The 14,706-nt window shown below is 71.4% G+C and carries 15 protein-coding genes; 3 read left to right on the top strand and 12 right to left on the bottom strand.

What is annotated here, in order from left to right; translation table 11 throughout:
- Positions 1 to 89 precede the first annotated feature (89 nt).
- Positions 90 to 530 (top strand): Hsp20/alpha crystallin family protein, encoded by a 441-nt coding sequence (locus tag AC3A57_RS10190; RefSeq protein WP_487578807.1) that lies wholly within the window; start codon positions 90 to 92, stop codon positions 528 to 530.
- 120 nt (positions 531 to 650) lie between these two features.
- Here the strand turns inward: AC3A57_RS10190 and AC3A57_RS10185 are convergent, their stop codons facing one another.
- Positions 651 to 1,049: a hypothetical protein gene (locus AC3A57_RS10185; protein WP_487578806.1), complete on the bottom strand. Its 399-nt coding sequence runs from the start codon at positions 1,047 to 1,049 to the stop codon at positions 651 to 653.
- A 102-nt stretch (positions 1,050 to 1,151) separates the two neighbouring features.
- Positions 1,152 to 1,463 carry a hypothetical protein gene (locus AC3A57_RS10180; RefSeq protein ID WP_487578805.1) on the bottom strand — a complete coding sequence of 104 codons (312 nt, stop codon included), beginning with the start codon at positions 1,461 to 1,463 and terminating at the stop codon, positions 1,152 to 1,154.
- A 190-nt stretch (positions 1,464 to 1,653) separates the two neighbouring features.
- Here AC3A57_RS10180 and AC3A57_RS10175 point away from each other — a divergent pair, with 190 nt between their 5' ends.
- A complete protein-coding gene (locus AC3A57_RS10175) occupies positions 1,654 to 3,240 on the top strand; it encodes an alkaline phosphatase D family protein (RefSeq protein WP_487578804.1) in 1,587 nt (528 codons plus the stop codon).
- Between the two features lie 49 nt (positions 3,241 to 3,289).
- Here AC3A57_RS10175 and AC3A57_RS10170 read toward each other — a convergent pair whose 3' ends face one another.
- On the bottom strand, positions 3,290 to 3,790 hold the full coding sequence (locus tag AC3A57_RS10170; RefSeq protein WP_487578803.1) for a pyridoxamine 5'-phosphate oxidase family protein: 501 nt from the start codon (positions 3,788 to 3,790) through the stop codon (positions 3,290 to 3,292).
- Positions 3,791 to 3,839: 49 nt separating this feature from the next.
- The gene (locus tag AC3A57_RS10165) at positions 3,840 to 4,181 is read right to left on the bottom strand and encodes a cupin domain-containing protein (protein WP_487578802.1); all 342 of its coding nucleotides are present in this window, start codon (positions 4,179 to 4,181) and stop codon (positions 3,840 to 3,842) included.
- 148 nt (positions 4,182 to 4,329) lie between these two features.
- On the opposite strand from AC3A57_RS10165, the gene AC3A57_RS10160 reads away from it, so the two are divergent.
- Positions 4,330 to 5,085, top strand: coding sequence for a DUF72 domain-containing protein (locus AC3A57_RS10160; RefSeq protein ID WP_487578801.1), 756 nt, complete (start codon positions 4,330 to 4,332; stop codon positions 5,083 to 5,085).
- A 12-nt stretch (positions 5,086 to 5,097) separates the two neighbouring features.
- On the opposite strand, the gene AC3A57_RS10155 is transcribed toward AC3A57_RS10160, so the two are convergent.
- The 8 genes from AC3A57_RS10155 to AC3A57_RS10120 all read right to left on the bottom strand — a co-directional run bounded on the left by AC3A57_RS10155 (position 5,098) and on the right by AC3A57_RS10120 (position 14,656).
- Positions 5,098 to 6,690 carry an ATP-dependent DNA ligase gene (locus tag AC3A57_RS10155; protein WP_487578800.1) on the bottom strand — a complete coding sequence of 531 codons (1,593 nt, stop codon included), beginning with the start codon at positions 6,688 to 6,690 and terminating at the stop codon, positions 5,098 to 5,100.
- Complete coding sequence (locus AC3A57_RS10150; protein WP_487578799.1) at positions 6,687 to 7,700, bottom strand: ligase-associated DNA damage response exonuclease; 1,014 nt, start codon at positions 7,698 to 7,700, stop codon at positions 6,687 to 6,689. Before AC3A57_RS10150 ends, AC3A57_RS10155 begins: the two co-directional genes overlap by 4 nt.
- A gap of 82 nt (positions 7,701 to 7,782) precedes the next feature.
- On the bottom strand, positions 7,783 to 8,589 hold the full coding sequence (locus tag AC3A57_RS10145) for a 2,3-dihydro-2,3-dihydroxybenzoate dehydrogenase (protein WP_487578798.1): 807 nt from the start codon (positions 8,587 to 8,589) through the stop codon (positions 7,783 to 7,785).
- Entirely contained in the window at positions 8,586 to 9,413 is an 828-nt protein-coding gene (locus AC3A57_RS10140; RefSeq protein ID WP_487578797.1) for a siderophore-interacting protein, read from the bottom strand. Before AC3A57_RS10140 ends, AC3A57_RS10145 begins: the two co-directional genes overlap by 4 nt.
- Positions 9,410 to 10,723 carry a condensation domain-containing protein gene (locus tag AC3A57_RS10135; protein WP_487578796.1) on the bottom strand — a complete coding sequence of 438 codons (1,314 nt, stop codon included), beginning with the start codon at positions 10,721 to 10,723 and terminating at the stop codon, positions 9,410 to 9,412. The genes AC3A57_RS10140 and AC3A57_RS10135 overlap by 4 nt, the downstream gene beginning before the upstream one ends.
- Positions 10,723 to 11,601: an isochorismatase gene (locus AC3A57_RS10130; RefSeq protein ID WP_487578795.1), complete on the bottom strand. Its 879-nt coding sequence runs from the start codon at positions 11,599 to 11,601 to the stop codon at positions 10,723 to 10,725. Before AC3A57_RS10130 ends, AC3A57_RS10135 begins: the two co-directional genes overlap by 1 nt.
- Positions 11,598 to 13,364 (bottom strand): (2,3-dihydroxybenzoyl)adenylate synthase, encoded by a 1,767-nt coding sequence (locus AC3A57_RS10125; protein ID WP_487578794.1) that lies wholly within the window; start codon positions 13,362 to 13,364, stop codon positions 11,598 to 11,600. The genes AC3A57_RS10130 and AC3A57_RS10125 overlap by 4 nt, the downstream gene beginning before the upstream one ends.
- Positions 13,361 to 14,656: an isochorismate synthase gene (locus tag AC3A57_RS10120; RefSeq protein WP_487578793.1), complete on the bottom strand. Its 1,296-nt coding sequence runs from the start codon at positions 14,654 to 14,656 to the stop codon at positions 13,361 to 13,363. The genes AC3A57_RS10125 and AC3A57_RS10120 overlap by 4 nt, the downstream gene beginning before the upstream one ends.
- Between the last annotated feature and the right edge of the window lie 50 nt (positions 14,657 to 14,706).

Below are 14,706 nucleotides of genomic sequence, written 5' to 3'. Positions count from 1 at the left end.
CGGATCAATCGCCGCTTGCCTCGCCGATACAGACTGACGCCGTCGCCGGCGACTCGCGTCGGCCGACAACGCCACTCAGGAGACGCGTCATGGCACTGCCTACTACTTGGAATCCGGTCGGCCCGCTCGCCCGGATCGATCCTTTTTTCGACGAATTGCTCAACGGCCTCGGCGTCCGTCCCGCGCTTGCGAAGGAATACGAGCGCGCGATGGAAATGCGCCTGGACGTGCGCGAAGACGAAGACCATTACAGCGCTTTTATCGATCTCCCCGGAGTCAAGAAGGCCGATATCGACGTGTCCGTCGAGGGCAGTCAGGTCACGGTACGGGCTGAGGTGAACCGGGACAAGTCGGACAAAAAGGGCAAGCAGATCCATAGCGAACGCTACACCGGCCAGGCCTGCCGTTCGTTCCGTCTGCCGCTCGAAATCGACGGCGAAAAAGCGACGGCCGCCTACGACGGCGGCGTGCTGAGCCTGTACTTGCCCAAGAAGAACGGCGCGTCCGGCAAGCGGATCTCGGTCGGCTGAGCGCGGCAGCGGCCGGTTGCGCAGCCGCAACGGCGCGCGCCCGGGTCGAGTCCGCGATCACCGCCGAGAACGCGACGGCATCGGGTCGGTCCCGGCGGCGGCACGAACGCATCCGCGCGGCTAAAGATCCCGGCAGCGCTGATAACGCCCCTCGCGATCGCGCAATTGCTCCCAGCCGTTGTCGAGCCGCTTCATGCCGAGCTGGCCGAGGCAGGCCAGGCCGTACTGGCGCGCTGTCGCGGAGCCGTGCGCCGGCAGGCCGATCACGCTCGGCGACGGGTGCGGCCGGCCGAGGCCGCGCGCCAGCACCATCGAGGCGTTGTAGTCGGTGCTCTCGCAGACCTGGCGCAGCCAGGGTTGCGCCGGGTGGCGTTCGGTCAGGCGCTTGCAGTCCACCGGCTGATAGCTGGCCGCGACGCTGCGCGCCGGCGCCGGCGGGCGCGGTTTCGGCTTAGAGACATGCAATTGCGCCACCGCCAGCGTCGGCCACAAGGCCACGATCAGGATCGAAGTCCGCATCCCTGCCCCCTCAGGCATCGCAATCGAACTATGGGTCCATTGCAGTTCTGACGCCGAGCCGCCGTTGCGGCGGCGAACCGGGTCAGCCTGTCGCCGCCGGCCTCATCGGCATTCGGCCTTGCCCGGCTGGATCCGGAATTTTTGCGGTCCCGGCATGGTCGACTTCTCGTAGATCACCTTGACCAGCACCGAGCAGGCCTGCGACGACACCCGATAGCCGCCCTGTGCGCGCTCGATGCGTTCGATCGGCGCCTGCTTCAATGCTTCGGCCACTTCCTTGCTGCCGGTTACGGCCTGGATTTCGCGGCTGCTTTGCCAGAACGGCGGCAGCGCGGCCCAGGCCGGTACGGCCGCGGCCGACAATGCGGTGGCGATCGCGATGCGATGGATGCGATGAACGGCCCTGCTGCGCATGCCCTACTCCGCCGGACGTCGTTGCGCGCCCTGTGCGCCGATCCTACCGCGCTTGCGCACTATCGCGTCGTCGTCGCGCGCTCCAAGATGAGCACCCGGTCGCATTCGGTCTCGCGCGGCGCAACGAGGCTGCCATATCGGACCGATACGGTGGCGCTTCCCCCCTGCTCTCGCGTGCCGAGCCGCCGCCATGCACGATCGCGACGATACCGCCCTGCCCCGCCGCCGCTTTCTCGGCCAAAGCGCCGCCGCCCTGAGCCTGGGCGCCGCCCGCCTGGCCCTGCCCGCGCTCGCCGCACCGGCGGCCATCGCCTCGGAGACGGCGCGCCCGCGCCTGGATTACGGCATCCAGTTCGGCGATGTCGGCGCTCACGGCACGACGGTCTGGGCGCGCAGCGACCGCACCTCGCGGATGTGGATCGAGGTCGATCGCGACGAGCGCTTCCGCCGCCCGCTGCGCCTGTGCGGGCCTTGGGCCACGCCCGCCAGCGACTTCACCGCGCGCCTGGATCTGCCGCTGCGGCCGGACGGCCAGCCGCGCCATGTCCGGGTCGCGTTCGAGGATGCCGACAGCGGCCTGCGCAGCGCCTGGAGCCAGGGCCGCCTGCGCGCGGCGCCGGACGGCTCGCGGCCGGTGCGCTTCGTCTGGGGCGGCGACGTCGCCGGCCAAGGCTGGGGCATCAACCCCGAGTTCGGCGGCATGCGCATCTTCGAAGCCATGCGCCTGCGCGACCCGGATTTCTTCCTGCATTCCGGCGACAGCGTTTACGCCGACGGCCCGATCGCCGCCGAGCAGGCCGCCGAGGGCGGCCGGATCTGGCGCAACCTGGTCGCCGAGGGGGTGCACAAGGTCGCCGAGACCCTGGACGAGTATCGCGGCCGCTATCGCTACAACCTGCGCGACGCGCACCTGCGCCGGTTCGCCGCGCAGGTGCCGCAGCTATGGCAATGGGACGACCATGAGGTGGTCAACAACTGGTCGCCGGGCAAGGACCTGCAGGCCGACCCGCGCTATGCGGTGAAGGACATCGGCCTGCTGGTGCGGCGGGCGCGCCAGGCCTTTCTCGAGTACTCGCCGCAGCGCCGGTTGCGCGACGCCGCGGCGACGCGGATCGACCGGGTCGTGCATTACGGCCCACTGCTGGACGTGTTCATGCTCGACATGCGCAGCTATCGCGGCGCCAACACCCATAACCTGCAGGCCGCGGCCGATGCCGATACCGCCTTCCTCGGCCGCCGCCAGCTGCGCGAGCTGATCCATAACCTGCGCCGTTCGCGCGCGACCTGGAAGATCGTCGCCGCCGACATGCCGCTGGGCCTGCAAGTGCCCGACGGCACCGACGCCGCCGGACGCAAGCGGTGGGAAGCGGTCGCCAACGCCGACCCGGGCCTGCCGCGCGGGCGCGAGCTGGAGTTCGCCGAACTGCTGCGGGCGATCCGCGACGTGCCCAACGTGGTCTGGCTGACCGCCGACGTGCACTACTGCGCCGCGCATTACTACGACCCGAATCGCGCAGCCTTCCAGGATTTCGCCCCGTTCTGGGAATTCGTCGCCGGGCCGCTCAATGCCGGCGCGTTCGGGCCCAATGCGCTGGATGCGACCTTCGGCCCGCAGGTCGTGTTCCAGAAGGCGCCGCCGCACGCCAACGCCTCGCCGCTGGCCGGCTATCAGTTCTTCGGCGAGGTCAACATCGATCCGCTGACGCGCGAGTTGCGGGTGGACTTGCGCGATCTCGACGGGCATAGCGTGTATGCCAAGAACTTGGCGGCGGTTTGATCGCCGCGGCGGCGAAAGGGGGCCAGCGCCCTGAAGCAACTTTCGGCGATCAGTGCTTGAGGTCGAGCTTGGCGGTCTTGTCGCGATAGCTGCGCTTGGGGTCGGCGCCGAGCAGCAGCTTGACCCCGGCCAGCAGGCTGTTCTCGTTGAGCCAGACTTCGGCCCGGTCCGGGTCCAGTCGCAGCAGGGCGAGCTTGGGGTCGTCCTTGCCGCCTTCGTACCAGGCGGCGATGAAGGGGTTCCACAGGCGTTCGATCACCGCCCGGTCGAGCTGGGAGCGCAACTGACCGGTCACAGTCGCGAACACTTCGTGGTCTTTCGAAGTCAAGGTCATCGTCGCGGCCGCCGTGCCGCCGCCCAAGGCCTGGACCAGGCCGTTGTCGGTCGCGGTGAAGAACCAGATCGGCCCGTGCTCGTGCTCGTAAAGCGCGGTCATCGGCCGCGGCAGACCCGGACCTTCGCCGCTGTCTTCCAGGCCCAGCATCACGGTACGGTCGGACTGCAGCGCCTTCCAGAATTTCTGTTCCAGCTCTTGCGGGGTGTGGGACATGAGGGTTCTCCTAGGATCGGGGGCGAATCGCGACGCCGCGCGCTCGGCCTCAGCGCTTGCCGGCCGGCAACGGCTCTTCGTCCTGGCCGTAGGCCGGTGGCGTATAGAAATTGACGGTCTTGAGCGGGCTGCGGCCGGTGTTGCGGATCTCGTGGCGCTCGCCGCGCTCGATCGCCAGCAGGCTGCCGGCGCGCAGCTTCTGCCGCACGCCCTCGACGATCGCCAGGCCGGTGCCGGACACCACGTACAGCCACTGGTCGGCGCCGCGATGGCGGTTGTCCGGCCCGCCTTCGCTGTCGTCCGGAGCGATCACCATCTCGGCGGCCTGGGCGCGGCGCAGGGTGAACGCGACCCGGAAGCCTTTGCCGAAGCGAAAGTGCTTGTGCTGCATGGCGACTCTCCGAAGGGACGGGCACAGCCTCGCGGTTGCCGCGTTAAGCGCGCACAGCGACGGCGTGAAGAAATCCGGATTCACGCCGCGGCGACGACGCGGCGCCAAGCATCGAACGCGATTCCGCAATCTTGGCCAGCATTCGAGCATGCGCCGATCCGACGCCCCACCCCATCGCCCGCGCATCGGTTGCGCGGGCTGGTCCTTGCCGGCCGCGGCCAAGCCGCGCTTCGGCCCCGGCGATAGCGTGCTGCAGCGCTACGCGACCCGGTTCGACGCGGTCGAAATCAACTCCTCGTTCTATCGCCCGCACCGGCGCTCGACCTACCAGCGCTGGGCCGCCAGCGTGCCCGAACGGTTTCGCTTCAGCGTCAAGCTGCCGCGCCGGATCAGCCACGACGCCGGCCTGCGCGGGGTCGGCGCGCTGCTGGACGAGTTCGTCGATCAGGTCGAGGGCCTGGGCGACAAGCTCGGCGTCCTGCTGCTGCAGTTGCCGCCGCGGCTGGCCTTCGATGCGGCGGTCGCGGCGCGCTTCTTCGCCATGCTCGGCCGGCGCAGCGCGACGCCGGTGGTCTGCGAACCGCGCCACCGCAGTTGGTTCGAGCCGGCAGCGCAGGCATTACTGCAACGCCAAGGCATCGGCCGCGCCGGCGTGGATCCGCAGATCCCCGTCGTTGCGGCGGCGGCGCCGAGCCAAACCGGACCGGTGCGTTATTGGCGCTGGCACGGTTCGCCGCGGGTCTACTACAGCGCCTACGGGCCGCAACGCCTGCGCGCCATGGCGCGGGCGGCCTGCGCTGGCGGCGGCGACGCGCAGACTTGGTGCATCTTCGACAACACCGCGGCCGGGCACGCGGTCGAGGATGCGCTCGCGTTCCAGGCGCTGTGCGCGGCTCCGGACTGAACTACAACGGCTTCAGCGCGCCAGCGCGCGCAAGGTCTCCAACCGATCGGCCTCGGTCGCGGGCTTGTCGTGGCGCCAGCGCAGGATCCGCGGGAAGCGCACCGCCACCCCCGATTTGTGCCGGCCGGAACGGTTGACCGCTTCGAAACCGAGTTCGAAGACGTGCTGCGGCACCACCGAACGCACCGGGCCGAACCGCTCCAGGGTGTGGGCGCGGATCCAGCGGTCCAGGGCCAGGATCTCGGCGTCGTCCAGGCCCGAATAGGCCTTGGCCACCGGCACCAGCGCGCCCTGGTCCCACAGGGCGAAGGTGTAGTCGGTGTATAGGCTGCTGCGACGGCCGTGGCCGGATTGGGCATAGACCAGGACCGCGTCGATGCTGAGCGGGTCGATCTTCCACTTCCACCAGTCGCCACGGCGGCGCCCGCGCTGATACGCCGACTCTCGGCGCTTGAGCATCAGCCCCTCGACGCCTCGTTCGCGCGCCTGTTCGCGGCGCGACGCCGCCTGTTCCCAACTGTCGGCCGAGACCTGCGGCGACAAGGCGATGCGCGGCTCGCCGGCCTGCTGCAGAAGCTCGGCCAACGCGGCGCGACGCTGCGCCAGCGGCCGCCCGCGCCAGTCTTCGCCTTCGAGCTCCAGCAGATCGTAGGCCAGCACCCGCGCCGGCGCCTCGGCCAGGGTCTTGGCGCCTGGTTTGCGGCGCTGGATCCGGGGCTGCAGCGCGGCGAACGGCAGCGGCCGGTCCTCGCCCTCGCGCCAAGCCAGCAGTTCGCCGTCGATCACGCAGTCGCGGCGCAGCCGTTGCGCCGCCGCTTCGATCTCGGGAAAGCGGCCGTCCAGGCGCTCCTCGCCGCGCGACCACAGTACCGCCTCGCCGCGCCGGCGCAGCAATTGCAGGCGGATCCCGTCCCATTTCCATTCCAGCAGCCAGTCCTCGACCGGGCCCAGGCGTTCGACCGGCGCCTCCAGCGGCGAAGCGAGAAAGAACGGATACGGCTGCTGCCGGTCTTCCGCCCGCGCCTGCGGTTCGAGCAGGCCGGCGACGAACTGCGGCGAAGGCGTCCAGGCGCCGAGCATGCGCTGGGCGATCAGGGCGATGTCGACCTGCGACCACTCTGCCAGCGCCTGCTGCACGAGTTTCTGCGACACGCCGACCCGCAGCGCGCCGGTCAACAGCTTGTTGAACACGAAACGCTGCGCGAACGGCAACGAGCGCCAGCCGGCGACCACCGCCTCGCGCCGCGACGCCGGGTCGGCGCCGGCGCACGGCGCCAGGCGCTGTTCGATCCACACGTGCAACGGCAGGTCTTCGGCGCCTTGCTGCGGGTCGTCGAGCAGCAGGGTCAAGGTCTCGGCGAGGTCGCCGACCTGGTCGTAACTCTCGTCGACCAGCCACACCGGAAGTGCCGCTTCGGCGGCGATCCATTCGCGCAACTCGCGGGTGTTGGCGATGCGCGCCAGCTTGGCGCCGGACAACAGCCACAAGGCCCAGGCCAGGTCCGGTGCCGGCGCCTGTTCGAAGTAGGCGCGCAGGGCGGCGCGCTTGTCGCCGGTCGCGGTGCTGCGGTCGAGCTGCTGGTACAGGGCGGCCAGGCGCTTCATGTCGCCAGGCTTTCGTGCTCGGCGGTGCGCCAGGCCTCGGTGCGCAGGCCGCGTTCGGCCAGGCTGCGCAGCAGCGCATCGCTGCGCCCGTGCACGGCGACCACCCGGCCGGCGCCGCTGTCCTCGACGCTGCGCAGCAACGCCGGCCAGTCGGCATGGTCGGAGACGACGAAACCGCGGTCGATGTTGCGCCGGCGGCGGTTGCCGCGCACCCGCATCCAGCCCGAAGCGAAGCCGGTCTGCAGCCGACGGAAGCGGCGCAGCCAGGCCGAGCCGGCCGCCGACGGCGGCGCCAGCACCAGCTCGCCGGCGTAGTCGTCGCGTCCGCCCTGCTCGGCCACGTGCGCGGTCTCGACCATGGCGATGCCGGCCTGGCGGTAGACCTCGACCCCGGCGGCGATCGCGCCGTGCAGCCAGACCGGACGCGGATCCACTCGGGCCAGTTCGGCGAGCAGGCGCTGCGCCTTGCCCAGCGCATAGCAGAACAGCACCGCGGCCTCGCCGCGGGCGGCGCAGTCGCGACGCCACTGGACGATTTCCGCCACGGATTCGGCGGTGTCCGGCCAACGGTACACCGGCAGGGCGAAGGTCGATTCGGTGACGAAGACCTCGCAGCGCACCGGCTCGAACGGCGCGCAGGTAGGGTCGGGCTGGCGCTTGTAATCGCCGGACACCACCCAGACCCGGCCGCCGGCCTCGACCCGCACCTGCGCCGAACCGAGCACGTGCCCGGCCGGATGCAGCGATACCCGCGCATCGCCGAGCGCGAAGACCTCGCCGTAGTCGTAGCTGCGGTAGTTCTGTTCGCCCAGGCGCCAACGCAGGATCGGCAGGCCCTGGCGACTGCCGTGGTACTCGCCCATGCCGGCGCGTGCGTGATCGCCGTGGCCGTGGGTGATCACCGCGCGGCGCACCGGACGCCATGGGTCGATGTGGAAGTCGCCTTGCGGGCAGTACAGCCCTTCAGGGCGGACCACGATCAGGTCGTCGCGGGCGGCATCGGCGTTCATGCGGGGAGCCTAGCGCGGCGTCTTGGCGCCGCGCTTCACGCCGTCTAGACCGCGGTGCGGCATCCGCCGCGACCGCACGGGCTCAGGCGTCCAGCGTCGCGCCGCCGTCGATGCGCAGATCGTGCAGGGTGATGTGCCGGGCGCGATCGGACAGCAGGAAGCAGATCGCTTCGGCGATGTCGTCGGGGTCGGCGATGCGGCGCAACGGAATACCGAGCCGGTAGCGCGCCGGCACGCCGTCGAGGATCTCGCGCCGCGCGCTTTCGTCGCCGGCGAAGGCGCGTTGCATCGCGGTGTCGGTCGAGCCCGGCGAAACGATGTTGCAGCGGATCCCGTGCGGCGCCAGTTCCAGCGCCAGGCAGCGCAGATACTGGTGCGCGGCGGCCTTGGACGCGGCATAGGCGGACATGCCGACCCGCGGCGCAGCGGCGGCATTGGAGCCGACCGCGACGATGCTGCCGCGGCCGCGTTCGCGCATGCGCCGGGCGACCGCGCGGGTGGTCGCGAACACCGCCCGCGCATTGACCGCCATGCACGCGTCCCAGTCCTCGAAGTCGAGATCGAGGCTGGCGCCGACGCGCAGGATGCCGGCGACATGGGCCAGGTGCCCGATCGGGCCGCGTTCGCGTTCGATCGCCGCCACCGCGGCCTCGACCGCGCCGGCATCGGTCAGATCCAAGGCGGTCGCGGCGACCTCGGCGCCGGCCTCGCGCAAGGCGCCGGCGGTGGCCGCCAACGCATCGCCATCGCGATCGATCAGCGCCAACCGCGCGCCCTGCCCCGCCAGCCGCTGTGCGGTGGCGGCGCCGATGCCCTGCGCGGCGCCGGTGACCACGACCAGTCGCCCGGCGAACTCGCCTTCGCTGCGGATCGCCGCGACAGCGCTCATGCCGCCGCCTCGTCGAACGCATCCATGATCCGATGCCGTTCCTCGTGATAGCGGTCCTCGTCCCAACTCTCTTTCCAGTACGGCACCGCGTACATCATCGAGCGCGGCACCTCGCGCTCGCGGGCGAGGAAATCGCGGATCGCCACCACTTGCGCGGTTTCGCCGGCCAGGGTCACCGACAAGGTCTGCGCCTGCGGCCACGGCATCGCCCGCAAGGCGTCCAGCAGCAACCGGCTCGGCGCGGCCGGCGCGCCGTCGCGCGAGAACCAGCGCGCATGCAGGCGCGGGTGCGGCGGCAGGTCGAGGATCTCGCCGGCATCGGGCACTTCCAGCAGCGCGTCGACCCGCGCCTGTGCCGGCAACTGCGCGATCACCGCGCACATCAGCGCATAGCTGCTCGGGTCGCCGACCAGCAGGAAACGCTCGGCCTGCGGCTGGAACAACGGCGGGCCGCCCGGGCCGGCCAGGCCGAGCGGATCGCCGGGGCGTGCGGTCGCCGCCCAGCGCGAGGCCGGGCCGTCGTCGCCGTGCAGGACGATGTCGACCTCGAGTTCGTTGGCCTGCGCGTCCAGGCGCGCCACGGTGTAGGTGCGCACGTGCGGCCGCGGCGCGTCCGCCGGCCATACCGGCCCGCGCTCGCCCAGGTTCGGCAGCGCCGGCGCTTCGCCGGCGACCGCGGGGAACAGCAGCTTGATGTGGGCGCCCTCGCTGCCGAGCGGAAACCCGGCCAGCTCGGCGCCGGCCAGGGTGATCCGGCGCATCTGCGGGCTGCGCTGGACGATGCGCGCGACCCGCAGCAGGCGCGGCCGCGACGGCGCGCTCATGCGGCCTCCGCGGCGGCGAGGCCGCTGAGCGAGGCCAGGCTGGCCGAGGGCGTGGCGATCGCCGCATCGAGCAAGCCGAGCAGTGCCGCCCGGTGCGCTTCCAGCACCTGGAGCGGATAGGCCTGCGGATTGGCCTCCAGATCCAGGCGCAGTCCGTCCGGCAAGGGCGAAACGGTGATGTCGAGGTCTTCGACCGCCCCCACCGATACCGGATGGGCGCGACTGCGCAGGCCTGCGAAGACGAAACCGCGGTCGAACGGCATCAGGTTCAGCACCGGCCCATACAGTTGCGCGTGGCTGTCGGCCAGGCCTAGATCGCCGCGCAGCCATTCGTAGTTGTAGCGCTGGTGCGGACGCACCGCGCGCAGTTCGGCGGCGACCTCGCGCACCAGGGTGTCGAAGCCCTGCGCCGGGTCCAACGCGATCCGCAGCGGCACCACGTTCATCGCCATGCACGGTACGCCCAATGCGGCGCTGCCGAGCCGGTTCATCACCAGCAGGCCGAGAACGATCTCGCGCGCGCCGCTGCGCGCATGCATCCAGGCCGCGATCGCCGCGACCAGCCAGCTGGCCCAGTCCGCGCCGGCGGCCCGCGCCGCGCCTTGCCAGGACTGGTACTGCGCCGCCGGCATCAGGCTGCGCAGCGAATGCGCGCGGTCGTCGGGCGCGCACTTGCGCCCCAAGGTGACCGGTTCGCCGGCGCCGGCGTAGCGCTCGAGCCAGAACGCGCGATCCTGCGCGCAGCGCGGCGACTGCCGATACGCGGCGTCCTCGGCCACCACCGGCGCCAGCGACCAGTCCCGCGCCGGCGCCGCCGCACGCCCGCCGACCGCGGCGCTGTACAGCTCGGCGACGCGGTGGATCAGCAGCAGGTAGGCGAAGCCGTCCAGGGCGATGTGGTGCACGCGCAGATACCACAGGTGCCGCTGCGGACCGAGCCGGATCAGCGCGCTGGCGAACAAGGGGCCCTGGCGCAGATCGGCGCGCCGCGCCAAGTCGCCGCGCATCCACTCGCGCGCTTCGCTCCAGGGGGCGACGGCGGTCGAACAATCGATCAGCGGCCAATCCACCCCGCGTGCGGGATCCAGGCGCTGAGACAGCCCGTCTTCATCCTCGCGATAGCGCATGTGCAGGGCGTCGCAGGCGCGCAAGGCGTCCAGGACCGCCGCGCGCAATGCCTCGATATCGAGTTCGCCCTCCAGTTCGACCGCTTCGGCGGTCCACAACGACGGACTGCCCGGATCGAGCTGCTGCGCCGCCCACATGCCGTATTGCGGCCCGGTCAGGGCCAAGGACTCCGGCGCGCTCATCAGGCGGCCCGGCGCGAGTCGATCAGCTGCCACCAGTCGGCGACGCTGGCGCGCTCGGCCAGTTCGACCAGGCCGATCCGTTCGCCGCCGGCCGACCAGCGTTCCAGTAGGCTCATCAGCCGGATCGAATCCAGGCCGATCTCGAACGGGTTGTCCTCGGCGCCGACCTGGTCCAGCGGCACTTCGATGATCTGCGCCAGTTCGCTGCGCAACTGCGCCAGGCTGCGCGGCAAGCCCAGACCTGCGCCCAGGGCGGCCTCGCAGGCGGCGCGGCCGATCACCACGCCGCAGCGGCGCGAGACGTAGTCCAGCGCCATCGCATGCTCCTGGGCGGAGAAATCGGCGACCGCATCGCCGACCAGGAACGGTTGGATGTCGTGCATGAAGGCGTCGGCGACGGTCATCATGCAGCCGATGTGGGCGTAGATGCCGCACACGATCAGTTGGTCGCGCCCCTGCCCGCGCATGCGCTCGCGCAGGTCGCTGGAAACGAAGGCGCTGTAGCGCCACTTGGCCAGCACGGTGTCCTGCGGCCGCGGCGCGATCTGGCTCGCGACCGCGGCCAGTTCCGGCTTGGCGGTGATGCCCGGCCCCCACCAGGACTGCAGCAGGCCGCGCTGGCCGGCGCTCTGCTCGCCGGGCTGGGCGGTGTAGACCACCGGCACGCCGGCGCCGTCGCAGGCTTCGCGCAGGGCGCGGATGTTGCCAAGCAGTTCCGGCACCGGCGCCTGGCCGCGGTCGTAGAAGGCAAGGAAATAGTCCTGCATGTCGTGGATCAGCAGCACCGCCCGCGCCGGGTCCGGACGCCAGTCGACGCGATTGGCGGGCAGGCGTTCGGCGCCCGGCATGGGGTAGCTGGCGATGGTGGGGATGGTCATGTCGGGTCCGCGGTCGCTGAAATGGAAGTCGCTGGGGTGGGCGCCGTCGAAACGGACGCTATCGAAATGGGCGCCGTTGAAATGGAGCAGGCGGCCGACGCCGCGGTGGAGGCGGTGGCGTCGGCGGGCTCGAAGCGCGCGCGCAGGGCTTTCTTGTCGATCTTGCCGACCGCGGTGCGCGGCAGTTGCGCCAACACTTCGATCCGGTCGGGCACCTTGTAGGCGGCGACGCCGCGCTCGCGCACGAAGCGCTGCAGCTCGCGCGGCGCCGGCGCCGGCTCGCGCAGCACCACGAAGGCGCAGCTCTTCTCGCCCAGCCAGCGGTCCGGCATCGCCACCAGGGCGGCGTCGAACACCGCCGGATGGGCGAGCAAATGGCTTTCGACCTCTTCCGCGGCGATTTTCTCGCCGCCGCGGTTGACCAGGTCCTTGGCCCGGCCTTCGACCACCAGGTGGCCGCTGGGCAGGCGCCGTACCCGGTCGCCGGTGCGGTAGAAACCGTCGGCGGTGAAGGCGCGTGCGTTGTGCGCTTCGGCCCGGTAGTAGCCGCGGATGGTGTAGGGGCCGCGGGTCAGCAGGTGCCCGACCTCGCCCTCGGCCACTTCGACGTCTTCGTCGTCGACGATGCGGATCTCGTCGTCCTCGCTGATCGGGCGCCCCTGGCTGGTCAACGCCAGCTCGGCCGGATCGTCGTCGCGGGTGTAGTTGACCAGCCCCTCGGCCATGCCGAACACCTGCTGCAGGCGACAGCCGAAGGCCTCCGGCACGCGCCGGGCGACGTCGCCGGCGAGGTGCGCGCCGCCGATCTGGATCGTGTTCAGGCTGGACAGGTCGTAGCGCCGGCGTGCGCCCGACTCCAGCCAGGCCAGCGCCAGCGCCGGCACCACCGCGGTGAGCGTCACCCGTTCGCGCTGGATCAGTCCGAAACAGGCCTCGGCCTCGGGTCGCCGCGCCAATACCACGCAGCCGCCGGCGTCGAACACCCCCAAGGCGCCGGGCGAACTCATCGGGAAGTTGTGCGCCGCCGGCAGCGCGCACAAGTAGACGCAGCGCTCGTCGAGGCCGCAGATCCGGGCGCTGGCGCGGACGCTGTACAGATAATCGTCGTGGGTGCGCGGGATCAGCTTGGGCACGCCGGTGCTGCCGCCGGACAGCTGCAGGAAAGCGACCTCGCCCGCGTCCGGGCCGTCGTCAGGCTCCCCGGCCGGCGGCGGCGCGTCGTACAGAGCATCGAATGCGTGGAACTCCTGCGCCTCGCCGACCACGATCGCCTGTTGCAGGCAGGCGTGCTCGGCCTGCAGTTCGCGCAGCAGGTTGCGATAGTCGAAGCCGCCGTCGCGGTCGGCGACGATGGCGGCGCGGGCCTGGGCGTGGCCGACGAAGTAGCCGATCTCGGCGCGCCGGTGCGCCGGCAAGGCGAACACCGGCAGCGCGCCGATCCGGAACAACGCGTAGCAGGCGACGTAATGTTCGGCCAGGTTCGGCAGCTGCAGCACCACCCGGTCGCGCGCCACGACGCCGATCCGGCGCAAGCCGGCGGCGAAAGAGCGCACGCGGCGGTCGAATTCGGCGTAGGTCCAGCGGCGCTCGCCGCAGACCAGGGCGATCCGCTGCGGATGCTGCGCCGCCACCTGCGCCAGCCGCGTGTACAGGCCGATCCCGGCCCAGTAGCCGCGCTCGCGATAACGCCGGGCGAAGTCCGCCGGCCAGGGCACGAAGCCGTCCAGATGAGCGTCCTCCTGCGCCTGCCCCGCTACGCTCATGCTTCGCCCTCCCCCGCCGCCGCTTCCACGGCGTGCGCCAGGCCCATCGCGCCGAGCATGGTGCCGAGCTTGGCGCTGGTTTCGGTCAGCTCGGCCTCGGGTTCGGAGCCGGCGACGATGCCGGCGCCGGCGAACACGGTCGCCTGCTGTTCCTCGACCAGGGCGCAGCGGATCGTCACCGCCCATTCGCCGTCGCCGTCGGCATCGCACCAGCCGACCAGGCCGGTGAACAGGCCTCGGTCGTAGCCCTCCAGTTCGCGGATCGCGTCGCGCGCGAGCTGGGTCGGCGCGCCGCACACCGCCGGGGTCGGATGCAAGGCCAGGGCCAGGCGCAGCGAACTGGTGGCCGGATCGTTCAGCACGCCGTCGACGCGGGTCGACAGATGCCACATGGTCGGCGTCGCCAGCAACGACGGCGTCGCCGGCACCTGCAACTCGCGGCAATACGGAGCCAGGCTCGCGGCCACCGCCTCGATCACCAAGGCATGCTCGTGCAGGTCCTTGGCCGATTCGAGCAGGCCGCGGGCGCGGCGCGCATCCTCGTCGGGATCGGCGACGCGCGGGATCGAGCCGGCCAACGGATTGGAGACGATGCGCGCACCGCGCTTGGCCAGCAGCAGCTCCGGGCTGGAGCCGATCAGGCAGGCCGGCGCAGCCTGCACCGCGGCCAGGTCCATGGCGAAGGTGTAGGCGGAGGGCGCACGCGCCAGCAGTTGCGACAACAGTTGCGGGACATCGACCCGCGCGTCGATGCGCAGGCTGCGCGACATCACTACCTTGCGCAGTCCGCCGTCGCGGATCTGCGCCAGCGAGCGTTCGACGTTGCGCTTGAACTGGGCCGGCGCCGGCACCGGTTCGATCGCCGGCCTGGGCCGTTCGTTGCCGGGCACCGCACTCAACGCCGCGCCGCGATGGCGTGCGCGGCCGGCGGCGAACACCGCCTGGCTCGGCAGCCACAGGCGCGCGCCCTGGCCGCGGTCGAACGGCACCGCGCCGAGCAGCGGCAGCCGGCCGTGTTCGAGCGCGGTCTGCGCGAGCAAGCGCTCGGCCGCGCCGGCCAGGCCGTCGTCGATCGCCCGGGTCAGCGGCGCCAACAGCCCGCGCGCATGCCATTGCTGATGCGAGGAAGAGAACAGCGAGTCGTGCGGCTGATAGCCCGACAACAGCGGCGACGCGGCGCCGGCGATCGCGAGCGCTGCGACGGCGGCGGTGTCGTTGCCGGTGTCTTGGCGCGCCAGTCCATTGGCGTCGCCGATCATGGCGCGCCCCCGCACGTGTCGGCGACAGGGCATGGCGCGCGATGCTGCGACAGCGCGCACGAACGAAGACGGGCTGGCGCGTC

The organism is Lysobacter sp. Soil_C_15 (assembly GCF_057657315.1).
This window is presented reverse-complemented; position numbering and strand designations above follow the sequence as displayed.